The 20,020-nt window shown below is 69.6% G+C and carries 19 protein-coding genes; 5 read left to right on the top strand and 14 right to left on the bottom strand.

All coding sequences use genetic code 11. The features are described from left to right. Nucleotides 1–157: 157 nt before the first annotated feature. The gene (locus tag OG948_RS26640) at nucleotides 158–2,290 is read right to left on the bottom strand and encodes an APC family permease (RefSeq protein ID WP_406298861.1); all 2,133 of its coding nucleotides are present in this window, start codon (nucleotides 2,288–2,290) and stop codon (nucleotides 158–160) included. A gap of 149 nt (nucleotides 2,291–2,439) precedes the next feature. Between OG948_RS26640 and OG948_RS26635 the strand changes: the two genes are divergently transcribed. Next, on the top strand, nucleotides 2,440–3,102 hold the full coding sequence (locus OG948_RS26635; protein ID WP_406298860.1) for an NAD-binding protein: 663 nt from the start codon (nucleotides 2,440–2,442) through the stop codon (nucleotides 3,100–3,102). Then, nucleotides 3,102–3,758, top strand: coding sequence for a TrkA family potassium uptake protein (locus tag OG948_RS26630; RefSeq protein WP_078974936.1), 657 nt, complete (start codon nucleotides 3,102–3,104; stop codon nucleotides 3,756–3,758). The genes OG948_RS26635 and OG948_RS26630 overlap by 1 nt, the downstream gene beginning before the upstream one ends. Before the next feature lie 25 nt (nucleotides 3,759–3,783). On the opposite strand, the gene OG948_RS26625 is transcribed toward OG948_RS26630, so the two are convergent. The 12 genes from OG948_RS26625 to OG948_RS26570 form a co-directional block, all read right to left on the bottom strand. Further along, on the bottom strand, nucleotides 3,784–5,169 hold the full coding sequence (locus tag OG948_RS26625; protein WP_406298859.1) for a hypothetical protein: 1,386 nt from the start codon (nucleotides 5,167–5,169) through the stop codon (nucleotides 3,784–3,786). 350 nt (nucleotides 5,170–5,519) lie between these two features. Then, entirely contained in the window at nucleotides 5,520–6,314 is a 795-nt protein-coding gene (locus OG948_RS26620; RefSeq protein WP_406298858.1) for a DUF3159 domain-containing protein, read from the bottom strand. Between the two features lie 4 nt (nucleotides 6,315–6,318). Then, nucleotides 6,319–6,720, bottom strand: a complete 402-nt coding sequence (locus OG948_RS26615) for an OB-fold nucleic acid binding domain-containing protein (RefSeq protein WP_395859852.1) — start codon at nucleotides 6,718–6,720, stop codon at nucleotides 6,319–6,321. Nucleotides 6,721–6,836: 116 nt separating this feature from the next. Then, nucleotides 6,837–7,511 carry a response regulator gene (locus tag OG948_RS26610; protein WP_078974940.1) on the bottom strand — a complete coding sequence of 225 codons (675 nt, stop codon included), beginning with the start codon at nucleotides 7,509–7,511 and terminating at the stop codon, nucleotides 6,837–6,839. After that, entirely contained in the window at nucleotides 7,508–10,072 is a 2,565-nt protein-coding gene (locus OG948_RS26605) for a DUF4118 domain-containing protein (protein ID WP_406298857.1), read from the bottom strand. Before OG948_RS26605 ends, OG948_RS26610 begins: the two co-directional genes overlap by 4 nt. 85 nt (nucleotides 10,073–10,157) lie before the next feature. Next, a complete protein-coding gene (locus OG948_RS26600) occupies nucleotides 10,158–10,892 on the bottom strand; it encodes a potassium-transporting ATPase subunit C (protein WP_406298856.1) in 735 nt (244 codons plus the stop codon). 5 nt (nucleotides 10,893–10,897) lie between these two features. Continuing rightward, on the bottom strand, nucleotides 10,898–13,012 hold the full coding sequence (gene kdpB, locus OG948_RS26595; RefSeq protein ID WP_406298855.1) for a potassium-transporting ATPase subunit KdpB: 2,115 nt from the start codon (nucleotides 13,010–13,012) through the stop codon (nucleotides 10,898–10,900). Beyond that, on the bottom strand, nucleotides 13,009–14,673 hold the full coding sequence (gene kdpA, locus OG948_RS26590) for a potassium-transporting ATPase subunit KdpA (RefSeq protein ID WP_406298854.1): 1,665 nt from the start codon (nucleotides 14,671–14,673) through the stop codon (nucleotides 13,009–13,011). Before kdpA ends, kdpB begins: the two co-directional genes overlap by 4 nt. Next, complete coding sequence (gene kdpF, locus OG948_RS26585) at nucleotides 14,674–14,763, bottom strand: K(+)-transporting ATPase subunit F (protein ID WP_391581698.1); 90 nt, start codon at nucleotides 14,761–14,763, stop codon at nucleotides 14,674–14,676. It abuts the gene before it with no gap. Between the two features lie 440 nt (nucleotides 14,764–15,203). Beyond that, on the bottom strand, nucleotides 15,204–16,022 hold the full coding sequence (locus OG948_RS26580; protein ID WP_406298853.1) for a DUF3710 domain-containing protein: 819 nt from the start codon (nucleotides 16,020–16,022) through the stop codon (nucleotides 15,204–15,206). Nucleotide 16,023: 1 nt separating this feature from the next. Continuing rightward, nucleotides 16,024–16,551 (bottom strand): dUTP diphosphatase, encoded by a 528-nt coding sequence (dut, locus tag OG948_RS26575; protein WP_406298852.1) that lies wholly within the window; start codon nucleotides 16,549–16,551, stop codon nucleotides 16,024–16,026. Further along, nucleotides 16,548–17,129: a PaaI family thioesterase gene (locus tag OG948_RS26570; protein ID WP_395859859.1), complete on the bottom strand. Its 582-nt coding sequence runs from the start codon at nucleotides 17,127–17,129 to the stop codon at nucleotides 16,548–16,550. Before OG948_RS26570 ends, dut begins: the two co-directional genes overlap by 4 nt. Before the next feature lie 98 nt (nucleotides 17,130–17,227). Here OG948_RS26570 and OG948_RS26565 point away from each other — a divergent pair, with 98 nt between their 5' ends. Continuing rightward, nucleotides 17,228–18,121 carry an SDR family oxidoreductase gene (locus tag OG948_RS26565; protein ID WP_406298851.1) on the top strand — a complete coding sequence of 298 codons (894 nt, stop codon included), beginning with the start codon at nucleotides 17,228–17,230 and terminating at the stop codon, nucleotides 18,119–18,121. Nucleotides 18,122–18,153: 32 nt separating this feature from the next. Then, entirely contained in the window at nucleotides 18,154–18,603 is a 450-nt protein-coding gene (locus tag OG948_RS26560) for a DUF3093 domain-containing protein (protein WP_406298850.1), read from the top strand. 306 nt (nucleotides 18,604–18,909) lie between these two features. Here the strand turns inward: OG948_RS26560 and OG948_RS26555 are convergent, their stop codons facing one another. After that, nucleotides 18,910–19,206, bottom strand: a complete 297-nt coding sequence (locus tag OG948_RS26555; protein ID WP_395859864.1) for a DUF4193 domain-containing protein — start codon at nucleotides 19,204–19,206, stop codon at nucleotides 18,910–18,912. A 249-nt stretch (nucleotides 19,207–19,455) separates the two neighbouring features. Here OG948_RS26555 and OG948_RS26550 point away from each other — a divergent pair, with 249 nt between their 5' ends. Further along, a complete protein-coding gene (locus OG948_RS26550; protein WP_406298849.1) occupies nucleotides 19,456–19,974 on the top strand; it encodes a gamma carbonic anhydrase family protein in 519 nt (172 codons plus the stop codon). Nucleotides 19,975–20,020: the final 46 nt, after the last annotated feature.

Genomic DNA, 20,020 nt, shown 5'->3' with positions numbered 1-20,020 from the left:
CGGCGCCTGACGGCGACGCCCGGGGACGACACGACGACACAAAGAAAGCGCCTCACGGCAGTGGGCGCGGTCCCAGGGTAGTCCCTACCCGAAGAACCCGCGCCCACCGTCGTGCCCCACGACCATGCCCCGGATCAACCGGCCCGCACGAGCCGACTCAGGAGCCCGACCCCGATCCCGACTCCCCCGCCGACCCGTCCGGCCGGGGCGCTCCGCCCGCTCCGCCCGGCCCGCCCGACTTGGTCGGTCCGCCCGAGCCGGCCGTCCCGCCCGACCCCCGCCGACCGTCCCCGGCACGCGGCGTGCGCGCCGGTCCGCGCCGTACCGAACCGGGGGCGACCCACGCCTTCGGCTCCTTGAGCCGCTCGGACGACTCCAACTGCCACGGCACCGAGGTCACCATGACCCCCGGCGTGAACAGCAGTCGGCCCTTGAGCCGCAGCGCGCTCTGGTTGTGCAGGATCTGCTCGTACCAGCGCCCGACCACGTACTCGGGGATGTACACGTTCACCACGTCGCGCGGGCTGGACCGGCGCACCGACTTCACGTACTCGATCACCGGGCGGGTGATCTCGCGATACGGCGAGTCGAGCACCTTGAGCGGCACCTCTATCCCGCGCTCGTCCCACTCCCGCCGCAGCGCCTCGGTCTCGGCCGGGTCGACGTTGACGGTGACCGCCTCGACCACGTTGGGCCGCGAGTAGCGCGCGTATGCCAGGGCCCGCAGCGACGGCTTGTGCAGCTTGGACACCAGCACGATCGCGTGCACGCGCGAGGGCAGCTTGGTGTCGTCGATCTCGACCGCCGCGAGTTCGGCGGCGACCCGGTCGTAGTGCCGGCGGATCTGCTTCATCAGCAGGAACAGCACGCCCATCGCCGCTATCGCGATCCAGGCGCCTTGGGCGAACTTGGTCACCAGCACGATCACCAGCACCGTGCCGGTCATGAACAGACCGAACGCGTTGATCACCCGGCTGCGCATCATCCGACCGCGCGCGGCCGGCTCGGTCTCGGTCTTCAGGTGCCGGGTCCAGTGCCGGATCATGCCCGCCTGGCTCATCGTGAAGGACACGAAGACGCCGACGACGTAGAGCTGGATCAGCTTGGTGGGCTCGGCGTCGAAGGCGATGATCAGCACGATCGCGAACGCGGCCAGCATGATGATGCCGTTGCTGAAGGCGAGCCGGTCGCCGCGCGTGTGCAGTTGCCGGGGCAGGTAGCGGTCCTGGGCCAGGATCGAGCCGAGCACCGGGAAGCCGTTGAACGCGGTGTTCGCGGCCAGGATCAGGATCAGGCCGGTGACCGCGAGCACGAGGTAGAACAGCGGCGACGCGAACGTGCCGCCGAAGACCGCGTCGGCGACCTGGGCCACCACGGTCTTCTGCTCGTAGTCGGCCGGCGCCCCCTGGATCTGACTGGCCGGGTCCTCCGCGAACCGCACCTTCGTCATGTTCGCCAGCGCCAGCATGCCCATCAGCATGGTCACCGAGATGGTGCCCATCAGCAGCAGCGTGGAGGCCGCGTTCTTGCTCTTGGGCTTGCGGAAGGCCGGCACGCCGTTGCTGATCGCCTCGACACCGGTCAGCGCCGCACAACCGGAGGAGAAGGTACGCAGCAGCAGGAACACGAGCGCGAAGCCGCTGAAGCTGTCCTCGGCCTCGATGTGGAAGCCGGCGCTCTCGGCCTCCATGTCCGCGCCGGTGGCGCCGCGGATCAGGCCGAACAGGGTCATCCCCAGAATGGCGGCCATGAACGCGTAGGTGGGAACCGCGAAGAGCTTGCCCGACTCCCGGACGCCGCGCAGGTTCATCGCCATCAGCAGCAGCACCAGACCGACCGCCAACAGCACCTTGTGTGATTGCAATGCGGGCACCGCGGAGGCCATGTTCGCCACCCCGGAGGAGACCGACACCGCCACCGTCAGCACATAGTCGACGAGCAGCGCGCTGCCGACCGTCAAACCGGCGTTGGGACCCAGGTTGACGCTCGCGACCTCGTAGTCACCGCCGCCGCTGGGGTAGGCGTGCACGTTCTGACGGTAGGAGGCGACGACGGTCAGCATGACCACGACGACGGCCAGACCGACCTTCCACGAGAAGTGGTAGGTCGCCATTCCCGCCATGGAAAGGGTGAGCAGGATCTCGTCCGGCGCGTAGGCGACGGAGGACAGTGCGTCGGAGGCGAAAATGGGCAGCGCGATGCGCTTCGGCAGGAGCGTCTCGGACAGCTTGTCGCTGCGCAGGGCTCGGCCGACAAGGATGCGTTTGGACAGATCGGTCAGTCTTGACACGCAGGTGATCGTAAGCCCATCGACTTTCGCCGGGCCGGGGGCATGCCGCAAGGCTCCCACGTGTAACGTCTCGGCGAGGTCTGCCACCCTGGTAACACCACAAACGAGCATCAGACCGGGCACAACGGACCAAATCCGGAAGGACGGCCGTGCACATCGTCATCATGGGCTGCGGGCGCGTGGGATCCACGCTGGCCCAGACGCTCGAGGAACTGGGGCATTCGGTGGCGGTCATCGACCGCGATCCCTCCTCGTTCCGCCGCCTGGGGTCGCACTTCTCCGGCCGCCGGATCAAGGGCATCGGTTTCGACCAGGACACCCTGCGCGAGGCCGGTATAGAAGAGGCCGGCGCGTTCGCGGCGGTCAGCAGCGGTGACAACTCGAACATCATCGCGGCGCGGGTAGCCCGCGAGACGTTCGGCGTGGAGAACGTGGCCGCGCGAATCTATGACCCTCGGCGCGCCGAGGTGTACGAACGCCTGGGCATCCCGACGGTGGCCACGGTCCGCTGGACCGCGGACCAGATGTTGCGCCGGCTGCTGCCCAGCGGCGCCGAGCCGCTGTGGCGCGACCCGTCCGGGAGCGTGCAGCTTGCCGAGGTGCACGTGAGCTCGACGTGGGTGGGCCACCGGATCACCCGGCTCGAACAGGCGTCGGGCGCGCGCGTCGCCTTCATCACCCGTTTGGGCGAAGGCATCCTGCCGACCTCCGAGAGCGTGATCCAGGAGGGCGACCTCGTGCACGTGGTCATGCACCAGGCGGATGTGGCCGCCGTCGAGGCGGCCTTCGAGAAAGCGCCGGAGGAGAGCTGATGCGGGTCGCAATCGCGGGCGCGGGTGCGGTGGGTCGCTCGATCGCGGCCGAGTTGTTGGAGAACGGCCACGAGGTCCTGCTCGTCGACAAGGCACCGGACGCCATCAAGGTGGACAGCGTGCCGCAGGCCGAGTGGCTGCTCGCCGACGCGTGTGAGATCTCCTCGCTCGACGAGGCCGCGCTACAGCGCTGCAACGTGGTGATCGCCGCGACCGGCGACGACAAGGTCAACCTGGTCGTCTCGCTGCTGGCCAAGACCGAGTACGGCGTCCCGCGCGTGGTCGCCCGGGTGAACAACCCGAAGAACGAGTGGCTGTTCAACGAGGCGTGGGGCGTGGACGTCGCGGTGTCCACGCCGCGCCTGATGTCGGCACTGGTCGAAGAGGCGGTCAGCGTCGGCGACCTGGTCCGCCTGATGCGGTTCAGCCAGGGCGACGCCAACCTGGTCGAGCTGACCCTTCCGGGCGACGCCGCCCTCGTCGGCACGCGCGTCGGTGACGTGGCGTGGCCCGAGGACACGGCGCTCGTGACGATCATCCGCGAGGGCCGGGTGCTGGTACCCGGCAAGGACGACTCGCTCGAGGCCGGCGACGAACTCTTGTTCGTCGCGGCGCCGCACCGCGAAGAGGAACTGGAGGAGCTGCTGTCGGCCTGACCGACGGCGCCCTTCGAACGACGGCTCAGGCGGCGGCCAGGTCACCCATGACCTGGTCCGCCTCCTCGCTGAACGCGCGCGCGATCGGCTCCCTGCCGTACGGGCGCAGCCGCCTGCGGAAGTCCGCGAGGAAGTCGTTGCACTGCGCGGAGGACAGATTGCCCGCGATCCGCAACGCGTCGGTGGCCTTGAGGCACGCCGCGTCCAGGTCGCCCTGGGCCAGGTGCGCCGCGGCCATGAAGGTGGTGTCCTGCGCACACCGGCGGGACGCGCCCGCCCGGCGCAGTTTGATCGACTCGCCCGCGAAGCCGTGGATCTTCTCCGGCAGGCCGAGGTCGCGATGGCTGTGCGCGAACTCGTGCTGGAGTTCCGACTCGTCGAAGTAGTTGCACCACGACGGGTCGTCCTCGATCGCGCCGGCCGCGTCCAGATGCCGCTCGGCGACCCCCATCGCCCGCTCGCACGCGCGCCGGTCGCCCATCGCCGCGTAGCCGCGCGCCTCCATCGCGGCCACGATCGCCCGCGCCCGCGGACCCAGCTTGTCGCCGGCCCCCTGACCGGCGGCCCGGGCCAGTTGCACCGCCTCCCAGCCGTGCCCCAGGTACACCGCCTGGCAGGCCATGTTGGCCATCACGTACGCCCCGTACGCCGGGTCGTCGGCCGCCTGCGCGAGCCGCAGCGCCTGGATGTGGTAGCGCTGGGCGAGCGCGTGCCGGCCGGAATCGAACGACAACCAGCCCGCCAGTTCGGTGAGTTCGGCGACCGCGCGGAACAACCGGCGACCCACTTCCTCGCCGTAGGAGCCGGCCAGCTTGGTGCGCGCGACGCCGTTGAGGTGGTTGACCACGGTGTCCCGCAGATCCCCGCCGCCTTGCGCGCGGTCGAGTCGACGAAAGGCCAGGACGGTCTGGTGGATGCGTAGTACGTCGGCGTCGCGCACGGTGGTGGGCCCGTGCGAGGTGAGTCTCTCGAGCTCGCCCTCGGCCCGGGACGTGGTCGACCAGAACAACGCGGGAGCGGCGAACGCCCCCACGCCGAAGGCCGTGTTGGCCAGGAAGGTACGGCGGTTCATGTCTCTCTCCGACAATTCGGCCACGGCGTGTCTGACTTCGGCCGCGGTCCGGGCGACGTTCAGCCCGTCGAAGGGGTCGGGGGTCGGTGGCCGCCGATCGCACAGCCCGAGGTCCGCGACCGTGAGTTCGCATCCCAGCCGTCGACCGAGAGCCTCGGCCAACAGTTCGGGAATCGGCCAGCGCGGCTGGGCGCCTTCCAGCCAACGAGCCACCGAGGTGTGGCTGCACCCGAGGTGCAGGCCGCGCCGTTCGGCGACCGTGTTGACCCAGCGGGCCAGTTCGCGCCGGGAGAAACCGGCTTCCGCTACCAATGCGATGAGGTCACCGTTTCCGGCCACCGTCCCCGCCTCCTTCGTCCACTGGAGGTCTAACGGGGACGCTAATCGCCCAGTTACGGGATCATGCGGGAATGGCTGATTGGACCGCACCTGGCCCAAATTCTCCGGAATCGACCGGGATGCGGTGATCGAATGATCACTCCGATGATCAACTCGCGACCGCAACCGGCGCACGCCACACGGCTCGAATCATCGGTCGTCCCACGCAACCGGAGCCGCCGATCGCACCGCGCAAAAGAAACGGGCTCGATCGCCGGCGCGGAGCCACCCATCGATCGGCCCACGCCCGCCCCCGGGGCCGCCCGACCCGCACCGGAAGCGCGCCGGGACGCGAACCGCACCCGCACCGCTCAATCCGCGACGCGGTCTTCCCGCCGCTCGTCGCGCTGCTCGACCACCGCCGACGCACCGCCGTCCACCGCATCGCCACCCGCCGCGGACCGCTCGCCGACACCGTCCGCGTCGTCCTCGTCGTCGTCCTCGTCGACGACTCGCACCGGCGGCGGCGCCTTCGACATGATCAGCCAGGTGATGTAACAGACCACCAGGAACGGCGGCACACCCAGCGCGACCTTCGCGATGCCCAACGCGGTGACGTTGCCGGTCCAGTAGATCGGGATCTGGATCACGATCTTCAGCACGAACATGATGAACCAGACCCAGGTGGCCTTGCGGTACGCCGCGTACCGGGCCGGGATCTGTCGCCACGTGAAGTTCTCACCGAGCGCCGGGCCGAGCACCACGCCGATGATCGGCCAACGCACCAAGAGCGAGATCAGGTACGCGAGCGCGTAACTACCGGAGAACACCATCCCGACCGCGTAGAAGTTCTCCGCCTTGCCTGACTTGACCGCGATCCAGCCGGCCACCGCGACGCCCAGGAAGCCCCCGAGTGCGTGCTGGAGGGTCTCACGGCGGGCGATCCGCACCACGGCGAACGCCAGCGCGACACCGCCGGCGGTCATCGCCGCGGTCCGGGTGGAATGGGTGATCGTGAAGGCGATCACGAAGACCAGCCCCGGCACGGTCATGTCGATCATGCCGCGCACGCCACCCAAGGCGGCGATCATCGAGGCCGCGCTGTCGGTGGGGGCAGGCTGCTCGGCGGCCGAGTCGGAGGCGGGCTTTTCCATGTGGGCGGTCACTCGTTCACTCTCGGCCGACGGGGCGCAGCTCGTACCTGGGGTTGAACAGGACGGGCCGCCCCTGAGTGGTGCTCACCCGCCCGTGGGCGACCAACTGCCGCCCCGGCTCTATCCCGGCTATCCGCCGACGACCGAGCCAGACCACCGACAACGCGGCCGAGCCGTCGTACAACTCGGCCTCCAGCGCGGGCACGCCCGCTCGCGGCCGAAACGTCACCGTCCGCAGCGTGCCGCCGACCGTGATCAGATCCCGCTCGACCACGTCCACGATCTTGGTACAGCCGAGCCGCTGGGTGTCGTGCAGCAGCTCCTCGGCGTGCAATTCCTCATGGGTCGACGTCCACCGATCCAGCATTCGCCGCAATCGCCCGGACCGACGCTCCACCCCGGCTGCGCTACCACTCATGCCGGCAAGGGTACCGCCTAACCCACCGCCTCCCGCTGCCCGAAATCACCCGCCGACGGGCCCGACCCGCTCGGCCGAACCGACACCCGGGACCGCACGCGGGCACAACGGACGCGCTAACCCTCGAACCGATACCCCATCCCCGGCTCGGTGAGCAGATGCCGCGGATGCGAAGGGTCGTGTTCCAGCTTGCGCCGCAACTGCGCCATGTAGACCCGCAGGTAGTTCGTCTCCGTCCCGTACTGCGGCCCCCACACCTCCTGCAGCAGCGCCCGCTGGCTGACCAACCGGCCCGCGTGCCGAACCAGCACCTCCAACAGATGCCACTCGGTCGGCGTAAGCCGCACATCGGCGCCGTCCCGGGAGACCCGCTTGGCCGCGAGGTCCACCGTGAACGAGTCGGTCACCACGACCGGCGCCTCCTCCTCGGGCACCGCACGCCGCACCGCCGCCCGCAGCCGCGCGAGCAACTCGTCCATCCCGAACGGCTTGGTCACGTAGTCGTCGGCGCCCGCGTCCAGCGCGGCCACCTTCTCCGCCGACGCGTGTCGCGCGGACAACACGATGATCGGGATCCGGGTCCAGCCGCGCAGTCCCTTGATCACCTCGACCCCGTCGATGTCCGGCAGGCCCAGGTCCAGCAGCACCACGTCCGGATGCCGGTCGGCGGCGGCGGTCAGCGCCGCCGTACCGTCCCCCGCGGTGTCCACGTCGTAGCCTCGGGCCTTGAGGTTGATGGCCAGGGCCCGCACGATCTGTGGCTCGTCGTCGACCACCAGGACCCGTGTCATCGTTGTTCCTCCAAAGTGGTTCGTTCCTCGGCCGCAGGGGTTCGCCCCTCGGCCGCGCCCGCGGCCGGCGACCCGGCCGTCCGCAGCGCCAGCACCATCGTCAGCCCGCCGCCGGGGGTGTCCTCGGCCATCAACGTGCCGTCCATGGCCTCGGCGAAGCCGCGCGCGACGGCCAGGCCGAGTCCCACCCCATTGCCCTTCGGCGCGTCGCCCAAGCGTTGGAACGGCTCGAAGATCCGCTCCTTGGACTCGTCCGGCACACCCGGGCCGCGATCGGCGACCCGCAGCTCGACCCGGTCCTTGAGCGCTCCCGCCGACACGTGCACCCGCCGGCCCTCGGGGTTGTGCTTGACCGCGTTCTCGATCACGTTGGCCAGCACCCGCTCCAGCAGACCCGCGTCCGCGCACACCGCGGGCAGCGTCTCGGGGATGTCCAGCGCCACCCGGTCCTCGGCGACACCGGCCAGCGCGCCCGGCACCACCTCGTCCAGGCCGATGTCGCCCATCAGCGGGGTCACCGTCCCGGTCTGCAGCCGGCTCATGTCCAGCAGGTTCCCGATCAGCGTGTCCAACCGGTCCGCGCCGAACTCGATCGCCGCCAACAGTTCGGCCTCGTCCTCCTCCGACCAGCTCACATCCTCGGCCCGCAGACTGGACACGCTGGCCTTGATCGTGGCCAGCGGCGTGCGCAGGTCGTGCGAGACCGCCGCCAGCAGCGCGGTGCGGATCCGGTTGCCCTCCTTGAGCCGGCGCGCCTGGGCCGCCTCGGCGACCAACTGCCGCCGCTCCAGGACCACCGCGGCCTGCGCGGCGAACGCGCCGAGCACCCGACGGTCCTCGGCGGGCAACACCCGGCCCGACAACGCCAGCGCCAGCGAGTCGGACACCGGCACGTCCACGTCCGCGTCCTCGGGCCGGACCGCCGGATGCGGCCCCACACTGCCCACGCACATCCACGGACTGTGGTGCTCCTCGCGTTGGAGCAGCGCCACCGACTCCATCGCGAACGTCTCGCGCACCCGGTCCAACAGCGCCGGCAGCGCCTGCTCGCCGCGCAGCACACTGCCCGCCAAGAAGCTCAGCGTCTGCGCCTCGGCCTGACTTCGCGCGGCCTGATGGGTGCGTCTGGCCGCCAGGTCCACCACTGAGGCCACCGACAGCGCGACCAGCACGAAGATGCCCAACGCGAGCATGTTCTCCGGGTCGTCGATGGTCAGGTTGTGCAGCGGCGGGGTGAAGTAGTAGTTGAGCAGTATCGAGGACACCACGGCGGTCAACACCGACGCCCACAGCCCGCCGATCAGCGCGACCGCGACGGTGACCGTCAGGAACAGCAACATCTCGGTGGACAGGCCGTGACTGTCACGTGTCGCGTCCAGCGTGTACGTGAGCGCGGCCGGACCGATCACCGCCACCGCCCACGACGCGATCCGCCGCCCGCGTCCCAACGGCGAACGCAGCGGGCGCAGCACCCGCCCCACACCCGCGTGCTCGTGCGTGACGATGTGCGTGTCGATGTCGCCGGACTGTGCTGCGACGGTGGCGCCCACACCCGGGCCGAACAGGTACTGCCAGGGCTTGCGCCGGCTGCTGCCCAGCACTATCTGCGTCGCGTTCACCCCGCGCGCGAAGGACAGCAGCGCGGTGGGCACGTTCTCGCCGACCACCGAGTGGAAGGTGCCGCCCAGCGATTCGACCAGCGCGCGCTGCCTGGCCAGCGCCTCGGGCGAGGCGCCGGTGAGGCCGTCGCTGCGCGAGACGTACACCGCGAGCAGCTCGCCGCCGGAGCCGCGGGTGGCGATCCGCGCCGCCCGACGCAGCAGCGTCTCGCCCTCCGGTCCGCCGGTGAGGCCGACCACGATCCGCTCCCGCGCCGGCCAGGTCGCGTCGATCTGGTGCTCGCTGCGGTACTGCTGGAGGTATTCGTCCACCCGGTCGGCGGTCCACAGCAGCGCGAGCTCGCGCAGCGCGGTCAGGTTGCCGACCCGGAAGTAGTTGGACAGCGCCGCGTCCACCTTCTCCGGCGCGTACACGTTGCCGTGCGCCATCCGCCGGCGCAGCGCCTCCGGCGCCATGTCGACCAGTTCGATCTGGTCGGCCCGGCGGGCCACCTCGTCCGGCACGGTCTCACGCTGCGGGACGCCGGTGATCGACTCGACCACGTCGTTGAGCGATTCGAGGTGCTGCACGTTGACCGTGGAGATCACGTCGATGCCGGCGTCGAGGATCTCCTCGATGTCCTGCCAGCGCTTCTCGTTGCGCGAACCGGGCACGTTGGTGTGCGCCAGTTCGTCCACGAGGGCGATCCTGGGTCGCCGCGCGATGACGGCGTCCACGTCCATCTCGGTGAACGAGCCGCCTCGGTGGGTCATCTCCCGCCGGGGGACGACCTCCAGACCTACCAGTGCCTCCTCCGTGGTGGGCCGGCCGTGGCATTCCACGAAACCGACCACGACGTCGCTGCCGCGCCTGCGCCGACGTTGCCCTTCGCCCAACATCGCGTAGGTCTTGCCGACACCGGGCGCGGCACCGAGATAGATCCGGAGCTTGCCGCGTGCCATGTCACCCATTCTCTGCCTGGGTTCGGGGAGTGCCGGCACCGGCACTCCCCGACCCCGCCCCCGTGGCCATCACGACTGCGCCGGATCAGCCGGCGAGCTTGGCGAGCGCGATGTTCAGATTCAGCACGTTCACCCGGTCCTGACCGAGGAATCCGGCGTTGGGTCCGTCCACGTGCTTGTCCACCAGGGCGCGCACCTCGGCCTCGTCCAGGCCGCCGCGCTCCTTGGCCACCCGCTCGACCTGGAGCAGGGCGTATGCCTTGGAGATGTGCGGGTCCAGGCCGGATCCGCTCGCGGTGACCGCGTCCACCGGCACCTTGTCCTCGCCCACGCCGTTGAACTTGGCGACCTGCGCCTTGCGGTCGGCGATGAGCTTGACGAAGACGGGGTTCTCGGGGCCGTAGTTGGACGCGCCCGAGGCCAGGCCGTCGTAGTTGGACGCCGACGGACGCGGCTGGAACCACTTGGGGTCGGGCAGCGTGCCCACCCCCTCGGCCTGCTCGGCGGTCAGCGCGCCGCCGCCTTGCAGGTAGGTGTAGCCCTCGCCGTCCGCCGTGGCGATCACCTCGCGACCGTCCGCGTCGAACTTGCGCGCGTTGCCGTGCGCGTCGACCAGGTCGAACGACTGGCCGATCAGGCCGGAGCCGACGTCCCTGCCGTTCACGCTCACCATCGATCCGTCGGCCTTGTCCTTGAAGAACGCCTGCGCGACGCCGGTCATGGACAGCGGATACAGGATGCCCAGGATCACGGTGAGCACCAGGAAGGCCCGAAGCGACGCGCCGAGGACTCGGATGCGGGTACTGAAATTGGAGGCCATCTGAATCAACCGATTCCGGGGATGAGCGAGACGAGCAGGTCGATGAGCTTGATCCCGACGAACGGGGCGATCAGGCCGCCGAGGCCGTAGATCCGCAGGTTGCGGCCGAGCAGCTTGTCGGCCGACATCGGCCGGTAGCGCACGCCGCGCAGTGCGAGCGGGATCAGCGCGACGATGATCAGGGCGTTGAAGACGACCGCCGAGATGATCGCCGACTCGGGGGTGGCGAGCTGCATGATGTTGAGCTTGTCCAGCGGGGCGAGCGCCTCGGCGCCCTTGATGCTCGCGAACATCGCCGGGATGATCGCGAAGTACTTCGCGACGTCGTTGGCGATCGAGAACGTGGTGAGCGCGCCTCGGGTGATCAGCAACTGCTTGCCGATCTCGACGATCTCGATCAGCTTGGTCGGGTTGGAGTCGAGGTCGACCATGTTCCCGGCCTCTTTGGCGGCCGAGGTCCCGGTGTTCATCGCCACGCCGACGTCCGCCTGGGCCAGCGCCGGCGCGTCGTTGGTGCCGTCGCCGGTCATCGCGACCAGCTTGCCGCCCGCCTGCTCGCGCTTGATCAGCGCGAGCTTGTCCTCGGGGGTGGCCTCGGCCAGGAAGTCGTCGACGCCGGCCTCGTCCGCGATCGCCTTGGCGGTCAGCGGGTTGTCGCCGGTGATCATCACCGTCCGGATGCCCATCCGGCGCAGTTCGTCGAAGCGCTCCCGCATGCCCTCCTTGACCACGTCCTTGAGGTGGATCACGCCCAGGATCCGGGCGCCGTCCACGTCCTCGACCGCGACCAACAGCGGCGTACCACCGGCGGCGGAGATGCCGTCGACGAGTTCGCCGGACCGGGCGGGCACGGTGCCGCCACGCTCGGACACCCACGCGTTGACCGCGGAGGCGGCGCCCTTGCGCACCATTCGCGCACCGTTGTCGTCGGTCAGGTCGACGCCGGACATCCGGGTCTGCGCGGTGAAGGCGATCCACTCGGCGTGCGCCAATTCGCCCTGGTGTCGCTCGCGCAGCCCGTAGCGCTCCTTGGCCAGCACCACGATCGAGCGCCCCTCGGGGGTCTCGTCCGCGAGCGAGGACAACTGCGCGGCGTCGGCCAACTCGGCCTCGGTCACGCCGTCCACCGGGACGAACTCGGACGCCTGCCGGTTGCCCAGCGTGATCGTGCCGGTCTTGTCGAGCAGCAGCGTCGACACGTCACCCGCGGCCTCGACCGCGCGCCCCGACATCGCCAGCACGTTGCGCTGGACCAGGCGGTCCATGCCCGCGATGCCGATCGCGGACAGCAGCGCCCCGATGGTCGTCGGGATCAGGCAGACCAGCAGCGCGACCAGGATGATCATCGACTGCTCGGCGTGCGCGTACATCGCGATCGGCTGCAGTGTGACGACCGCGAACAGGAAGACGATCGTCAGCGACGCGAGCAGGATGTTGAGCGCGATCTCGTTCGGCGTCTTCTGCCGGGCGGCGCCCTCGACGAGGGCGATCATCCGGTCGATGAAGGTCTTGCCGGGCTCGGTGGTGATCTTGACGACGATCCGGTCGGAGAGCACCTTGGTGCCGCCGGTCACCGCCGAGCGGTCGCCACCGGACTCGCGGATCACGGGAGCGGACTCGCCGGTGATGGCCGACTCGTCCACGCTCGCGACACCGTCGACGACGTCGCCGTCGCCGGGGATGATGTCGCCGGCCTCGCACACCACGAGGTCGCCGATGGCCAGGTCGGTGGCCGCGACCCGCTCTTCCCGGCCGTCGACCACGCGTCGGGCGACCGTGTCGGTCTTGGCCTTGCGCAGCGTGTCCGCCTGCGCCTTGCCGCGTCCTTCGGCGACCGCCTCGGCCAGGTTGGCGAACACCACGGTCAGCCAGAGCCAGACGGTGACCACCCAGGCGAACACGCTCGGGTCCTTGATCGCCATGACGGTCGTGATGACCGACCCGATCTCGACCACGAACATGACCGGGGTACGGACCATGACCCGCGGGTCGAGCTTGAGCAGGGCTCCGGGCAGCGACTTCAGCAGTTGACGGGGTTCGAACAGGCCGGCCGAGACCCGGCCGGAGCCGGTGGGGGTGTCGACGTGTTCCTCGGTGGGGCGTATCGCGGTGTCTGTCATGCCAATCCCTCGGCAAGCGGCCCGAGAGCCAGGGCGGGGAAGAAGGTGAGGCCGGTGATGATCAGGATCACGCCGACGAGTTGACCCACGAACAGGGGCCGATGCGTCTGCAGGGTGCCCGCGCTGTCGGGGACGCTCTTTTGTTCGGCGAGTCGACCGGCGAGGGCGAGCACGAGGCAGATCGGCACGAATCGGCCGATCAGCATGGCCAACCCGATCATCGTGTTGTAGAACTCGGTGTTCGCGCCGAGCCCGGCGAACGCGCTGCCGTTGTTGTTGGCGCCGGAGGTGAACGCGTACAGCACCTCGGAGATGCCGTGCGGCGAGTCGGAGTTGAGGATCGCCGCCTGTTCACCGGGCAGCGCGAGGGCGATGCCGGTGAAGGTCAGGATGGTGGCGGGCACCACGAGGATGTACATCGCGACCAGCTTCATCTCGCCGGCGCCGATCTTCTTGCCCAGGTATTCGGGTGTGCGGCCGACCATCAGACCCGCCACGAAGACCGCCAGGATCGCCATGATCAGGATCCCGTACAGGCCCGACCCGACACCGCCGGGCGTGATCTCGCCGAGCATCATGCCCAGCAGGGTGATCCCGCCGCCCAGTCCGGTGAAGGACGAGTGGAACGAGTTGACCGCGCCGGTGGAGGTCATCGTGGTGGACACCGCGAAGACCGACGAGCCGGGGATGCCGAACCGCTGTTCCTTGCCCTCCATCGCACCGCCGGCCAGTTCCGGGGCGGCGCCGTTGCCGTGCGCCTCGGTCCACCACATCAGCAGGACGGCGACGAACCAGATCACGAACATCGCGGCGAGGATCGCGTAGCCCTGCTTGAGGTTGCCGACGAGGCGACCGAAGGTGCGGGGCATCGAGAACGGGATCACCAGGATCAGGAAGATCTCGAACACGTTGGTGAACGCGTTGGGGTTCTCGAACGGGTGCGCCGAGTTGGCGTTGAAGAAGCCGCCGCCGTTGGTGCCGAGTTCCTTGATCACCTCCTGCGAGGCCACCGGACCGCCCGGGATGGTCTGCGTCCCGCCGGAGAGCGTCTGCACGGTGTGCGGGTCGGCCAGGTTCTGGATCGTGCCGGACGCGACCAGCACGATCGTGCCGATGATCGCGATCGGCAGCAGGATCCGGATCGAGCCGCGGATCAGGTCGACCCAGAAGTTGCCGATCTCGCCCGAGCGCACCCGGACGAAGCCGCGCACCAGCGCGATCGCCACGGCCATGCCCACGGCCGCCGACACGAAGTTCTGCACGGTCAGGCCGACCATCTGGACCGTGTGGCCCATCGCGGTCTCACCGGAGTACGACTGCCAGTTCGTGTTCGCCGTGAAGGACGCGGCGGTGTTGAACGCCTGGTCCGGTGTGATCGGCTTCATCCCGAGGTCGAACGGCAGGTGGTCCTGGAACCGCTGGAGGGCGTACAGGCCCAGCACCGAGAACATCGAGAACCCGAGCACGCTGCGCAGGTAGACGGTCCAGCGCTGCTCGGCGTCCGGATCGGCGCCGATCAGCTTGTACAGGACGCGCTCACCGCGCAGGTGCCTGTCGCTGGAGTACACGCGGGCCATGTAGTCGCCGAATGGGCGATGTACCGCGGCCAGGACGGCTATCAGCAGGGACAGCTGGAGTATCCCCGCGAGCGTGACGCTCACCTAGAACCTCTCGGGGAAGATCAGGGCCAGGACCAGGTAGCCGAGCAGGGCGATGGCGACGCTCAGGCCGACGATGCCGTCCGCGTTCACAGCTTCGCCACCCCCTTGGCGATCACGACGACCAGCGCGAAGAACGCGATCGTCAGGACTACGAAGGCCAGATCAGCCATCGCGGGTGCTCCTTGGGACGGACAGGCGCTTGATCGCCCGTAAGGAGGACATTGATAGCACTTCCAAGCCGCCAAAAATCCTCATAAATGGGGCAAACCAGAAAGCGTTGGCGGCGTCCTGACGCGCCCATATGCCTTCTTGATGCGCCCTTGACATCAAGATTCGAAGCACCCGGAACCGGACACGCGCGCGGACCACCCGAAACCCGGGGTCGACCACGCACGCGAGGCGCCCGAAACCGCGACCGGACACGCACGAAGCCCGACCCCGCCTTGCGGCGGGATCGGGCTTCGGTGTCTCGTACGGGTCTTGCGGGCAAGGGGGAGACGCCTTCGTGGGCGCCCCCGGGACTGGCGGACCTAGCGAACCTCGGTGATCTCCGGGCCGCGCTGGAACGGGTCCAGGTCGCCCGCGAAGCGGTCCTCGTCGGCGCCCTGCTGCGGCACGGCGAGCCCGCTGTTCGGGTCGACCTGGGCGTTCTCCGGCAGGCGCAGCAGGATCGGGTCGCGCGGCGCCATCGGTTCGTTGCCCCGGACCACGACGGTGTCGCGGAACATGGTCTCCAGGTCGGCACCGACGTTGGGGTCCACCGCCGCCCGACCGGAGATCACGCCGCGCAGGAACCAGCGCGGCCCGTCGCACCCGACGAAGCGCACCAACTGGTGGCCCTGGGTGCCGTCCGGAAGCTGGACCGGCACCTGGGCGCGCAGCTCCCAGCCCAGGCCGGCGTCCTGCTCGTCCACGATGCCACCCTGCTGGGTGATCCCGGAGGCGATCTCGGCACGCACCTCGTGCCAGATGCTCTCGTTGCGCGGAGCGGCGAAGGCCTGGAGCTGGAGACCGCTGTCCTCGAGGACCACCGTAGCCGCGATGATCAGGTCGTTGGAGACCTCGACCCGCAGCTCCATCCGCGGGTCGCTGGGAATCAGCATCCCGCCGAGGTCGATGCGCTCCTCGTGCGGGTCCTCGAGCTCGTCGAAGTCCCACGGACCGTCCGGCCGGGGCGCGGGCGGGATCGGTCGGCTCAGCTCGTCGAGGTCCGAGTCGTCGGAGCCTTGCGCGGCCCCGTCGCTCGACGCCTCGTCGGCATCGCCCTCGTCATCGATGATGTCGTCGAGGTCTTCGTGCTCCTCGACGGGCAGATCATCCTTTTCGCTGCGTCGGCGACGACCGAACACGTCACAGTCCTTCCCTGTCGGAAGCCGAGTCTTGCACGATGCCCGCGCTGCCCGCCGCGACGGCGCTCGAAACGCCCATCGCCGCGTGCCCGCCGGTGGATCCGAAGCCGCCTTCGCCGCGCCCGGAACCGGGCAGCTCGGCGACCTCGTGGAACCCCGCTCGCTCGACCCGTTGGATCACGAGTTGGGCGATTCGGTCGCCGCGACGAAAAACGACCGGCGTACGCAGGTCGTGGTTGACCACGACAACCTTGATTTCGCCACGGTATCCCGCATCGACAGTGCCCGGGGCGTTCACCAGGGATACTCCGCACCGCGCGGCGAGTCCCGAACGCGGATGCACGAACGCGGCGTACCCGTCCGGGAGCGCGATGGCGATGCCCGTGGGCAGCACCATCCGCTCGCCGGGGGCGATCTCGGCGTCCTGCGCGGTCACCAGGTCCGCCCCTGCGTCGCCCGGGTGCTCGTACGCGGGCAGCGGAAGACCGGGGTCGAGCCGACGCACCAGGATGTCCACACTCGTGCTCACGGGTTCACCTCGAACGCTCGGGCCGCCTTCATCAGGTCGGGGTTGTCCATGACGCGCTGTACGTCTTCCGCACGTCCATTGTCGACGAAGTGCGCGAGTCCGACGCTGACGAACAGTGCCGCCGCCTCGACCGCGATCGGCCCTTGCGGGGAGTCCAGCCGCCCGACCGCGCGCGAGTAGATCTTGCGGCCGGCCACCGCCTCGCACCACGCGTGGATGTACAGGGTGGACCCCACCGGCACCGGACGGCGGAAGTCCGTCTCCAGGTGCCCGGTCACCGCCGTGGTGTGCAGCATGTACCCGATCGCGCCGAGTGCCTCGTCGAACGCGCAGGTCAGCAGCCCGCCGTGGGCCAGGCCCGGGGCTCCTTGGTGCAGCGTGGTGACGGTGAACTCGGCGTCCACGGAGACGCCCTCGCCGGCGCGCGCGCGAATGCGCAGCCCGCCGGGGGCGGCCTCGCCGCAGCCGAAGCAGTCGCTGTAGTGCTCGCCCAGCTCGGTGCCGGGAGGAGGGGCGTCCGGGTGGGGCTGGGGCACCACCGCTTCCGGAGGCGGGGTCAGGGATGTTGGTCGACTCACGCCGAAGGACACTACCGTCGTTCCGACCGACACCTGCGCAGCGGCTTGGGAGCCGCCGGCGCCGCGGCCCGAAAGGGTCGCGGGACGGAAGGAAGCGCATGACCAAGAGCGTGGTCGTCACCGGGGCGACCGGTGGGATCGGCCTTGCCGTCGCCTTGGAGCTGGCGGGGTCCGGCTTCGACGTGATCGGCACGGCCAGGACCCAGGACCGGGCCGAGCGCCTGCGCGAGGCCGCCGAGCGCGCCGAGGTGGGCGTACGCACGGTCCTGCTCGACGTCGCCGACGCCACGTCGACGGTGCGGGCCTTCACCGAGATCGCCCAGATGACCGCCGGCGGCCCGTGGGCGGTGGTCAACAACGCCGGGATCGCGCAGCCGGGGGCGATCGAGGACGTGGACGACGAGCAGATCCGCGCCCAGTTGGAGACCAACCTGATCGCGCCCGCGCGGATCGCCCGCCTGGTGCTGCCGCAGATGCGCCAACGGCGGGACGGGCGGATCGTCAACATCTCCTCCGTCTCCGGCCGGGTCTCCAATCCGTTCCTGGGCTGGTACTGCGCGAGCAAGCAGGGGCTGGCCGCGATCACCGACTCGTTGCGGATCGAGACCGCCGGGTTCGGCGTCAAGGTGGTGCTGATCGAGCCGGGCAGCTTCGGCACCGACATCTGGGAGCGCGCCATGTCCCGGCTGCCGCCGCGCAAGACGTCGGCCTACAACGACTCCTACGACCTCGCCGACGACATGGTCCGGCGGGCCAAGGCGCTGCCGGGTCCGGCCCCGGTCGCACACGCGGTGCGGACCGCGCTGAGCGCGCCGCGTCCCAGGCCGCGCTATCTGGTGGGCAACGACGCCAGGGCCGGCGCGCTGCTCGATCTGTTGGCGCCCACCGCTCTCTCGGATTACGCCAAAGGGGTGGCGACGGGCCTGCGCACGCCTCCGGAGGGCGTCACCCGCGCCCTGGCCCGGCTGACCCGGCGACACGGCCCCCGCTGACCCGTGTCGGGCGCGCATGACAGGCTGGGCGCATGCAGGCGTACAGCGAACGACTCGGCGTGCCGGCCTCCTGGTGGGCCCTGACCGCCCTGATGGCCGTCTCCGGCGCACTCGTGGGGCTGGCCTTCGGGATCGTGCCGACCATCGTGCTGGCCCTGGCCCTGGGCGCACTGGCGGCGTGGGCCACCGGCGCCTACGGTGCGGCGCGAATCACCGTCACCGAGACGGAGTTGCTGGCCGGTCGGGCCCGGATCCCGCTCACCGCGCTGGGTGCGGGGGTCGCGCTCGATCCCGAGCAGGCCCGCTCGTTGCGGATGGAGAACGCCGATCCGCGCGCGTTCATGCTGCTGCGCGCCTACATCCCGGGGGCCGCGCGGATCGAGGTCGTCGACCCGGCCGATCCCACGCCCTACCTCTATCTGTCCTCGCGCAACCCGCAACGCCTGGTCGACGTCGTGGCGGCGTTGCGCGCCCGCGCCTGATCGGCGAGGGCAGGCTCGATCCCGGCTCGAAGGAGCCGGGAGTGAGCGAATCGTCCGGCGTCGCGATGCGGCGGCGGACGGCGGCGGACAGTCAAGAACGCCCGCCGGTGAATCGGCGGACGTTCGACTTCGTACGTCCTGCGTGCGTCTTCGGTACTTCCCACGATCCGCGTCATCCACCGCGTCCCGCGTCGTGCTCCCGCGTTCAAGGACGCTCGGCGAACGTCGACGGTCCAACTCCTGCCGGTACCCGTATGGCGTGTGCAGGGTTGCCGTTCATCGCCGGTCGTCCTCGACCGCACACGATCAGGCGCAGTCGCTGCAGACCGGCTGGCCGTTCTTCTCCTTGGCGAGCTGGCTCCGGTGATGCACCAGGAAGCAGCTTGAGCACGTGAATTCGTCGGCCTGCTTCGGGACGACCCGGACGGACAGCTCCTCATTGGAGAGGTCCGCACCGGGAAGCTCGAGTGATTCGGCCTGCTCGAACTCGTCGACGTCGACCGAACCGGCCGACTTGTCCACGCGCCGAGCCTTCAGCTCCTCGATGCTGTCTTCGTTGATGTCGTCATCGGTCTTACGCGGGGTGTCGTAGTCGGTTGCCATGTACCTCTCCCCCTCCGGGTGGATCTGCGGTGCTCAGTCGTGCAGACACCGCCCGTGAACCTGCTTGGACGATGCCTTCAGCGCACGTAACGCTTGAGGGGCCGGAGTTGTGCCCGACCCGAAGCGCAGATTTTGCCTTACATCAAGGCTCGTTACGCAATCGACACCCAACCGAACCCCCAAAGAGGTGACTTGGTTGGATGGGGGGCCACTGTAACCCCGTACCGCCCTGCACAACCAGGAGGAATCGTGACGGTCTACGCGCTGGGTGATCAAATACCCAAGGTGCACCCGGATGCTTATGTGCACCCGGATGCGGTCGTGATCGGCAGCGTGGAGATCGGCGCGGATTCTACGGTGTGGCCGGGGGCCGTACTGCGCGCCGATCACGGCCGGATCGTGATCGGCGAGCGCACGTCGGTCCAGGACGGATGTGTCCTGCACACGACGGCGCCGTGGCCGACGGTAGTGGGCGACGAGTGCGTGATCGGTCACATTGTGCATTTGGAGGGCTGCGTGATCGAGGATCGTTGCCTGGTCGGCAACGGCGCGGTGGTCATGCATCAGGCCGTGGTGCGCACAGGTGCCCTGGTGGGAGCGGGTGCGGTGGTCGGAAATCGGCTCGAGGTGCCGTCGTACGCGATGGCCTTGGGGGTGCCGGCGAAGATTCGCGAGAACGCCGTTCCGATCGGCGCGTTCGCGGAGACGGTGCGCAGCTACGTCGAGAACGGTCGTCGATTCCGCCGCGATCTGCGCCGGATCGACTGATCCACGCCCGCCGGGACGTGCACCCGGGTGTGTCGGATCGCACACG

The sequence above is a fragment of the Embleya sp. NBC_00888 genome, from assembly GCF_045207655.1.
GTDB lineage: Bacteria > Actinomycetota > Actinomycetes > Streptomycetales > Streptomycetaceae > Embleya.
Note: the sequence above shows the minus strand (reverse complement) of the source record. Positions and strands in the feature narration are given on the sequence as shown.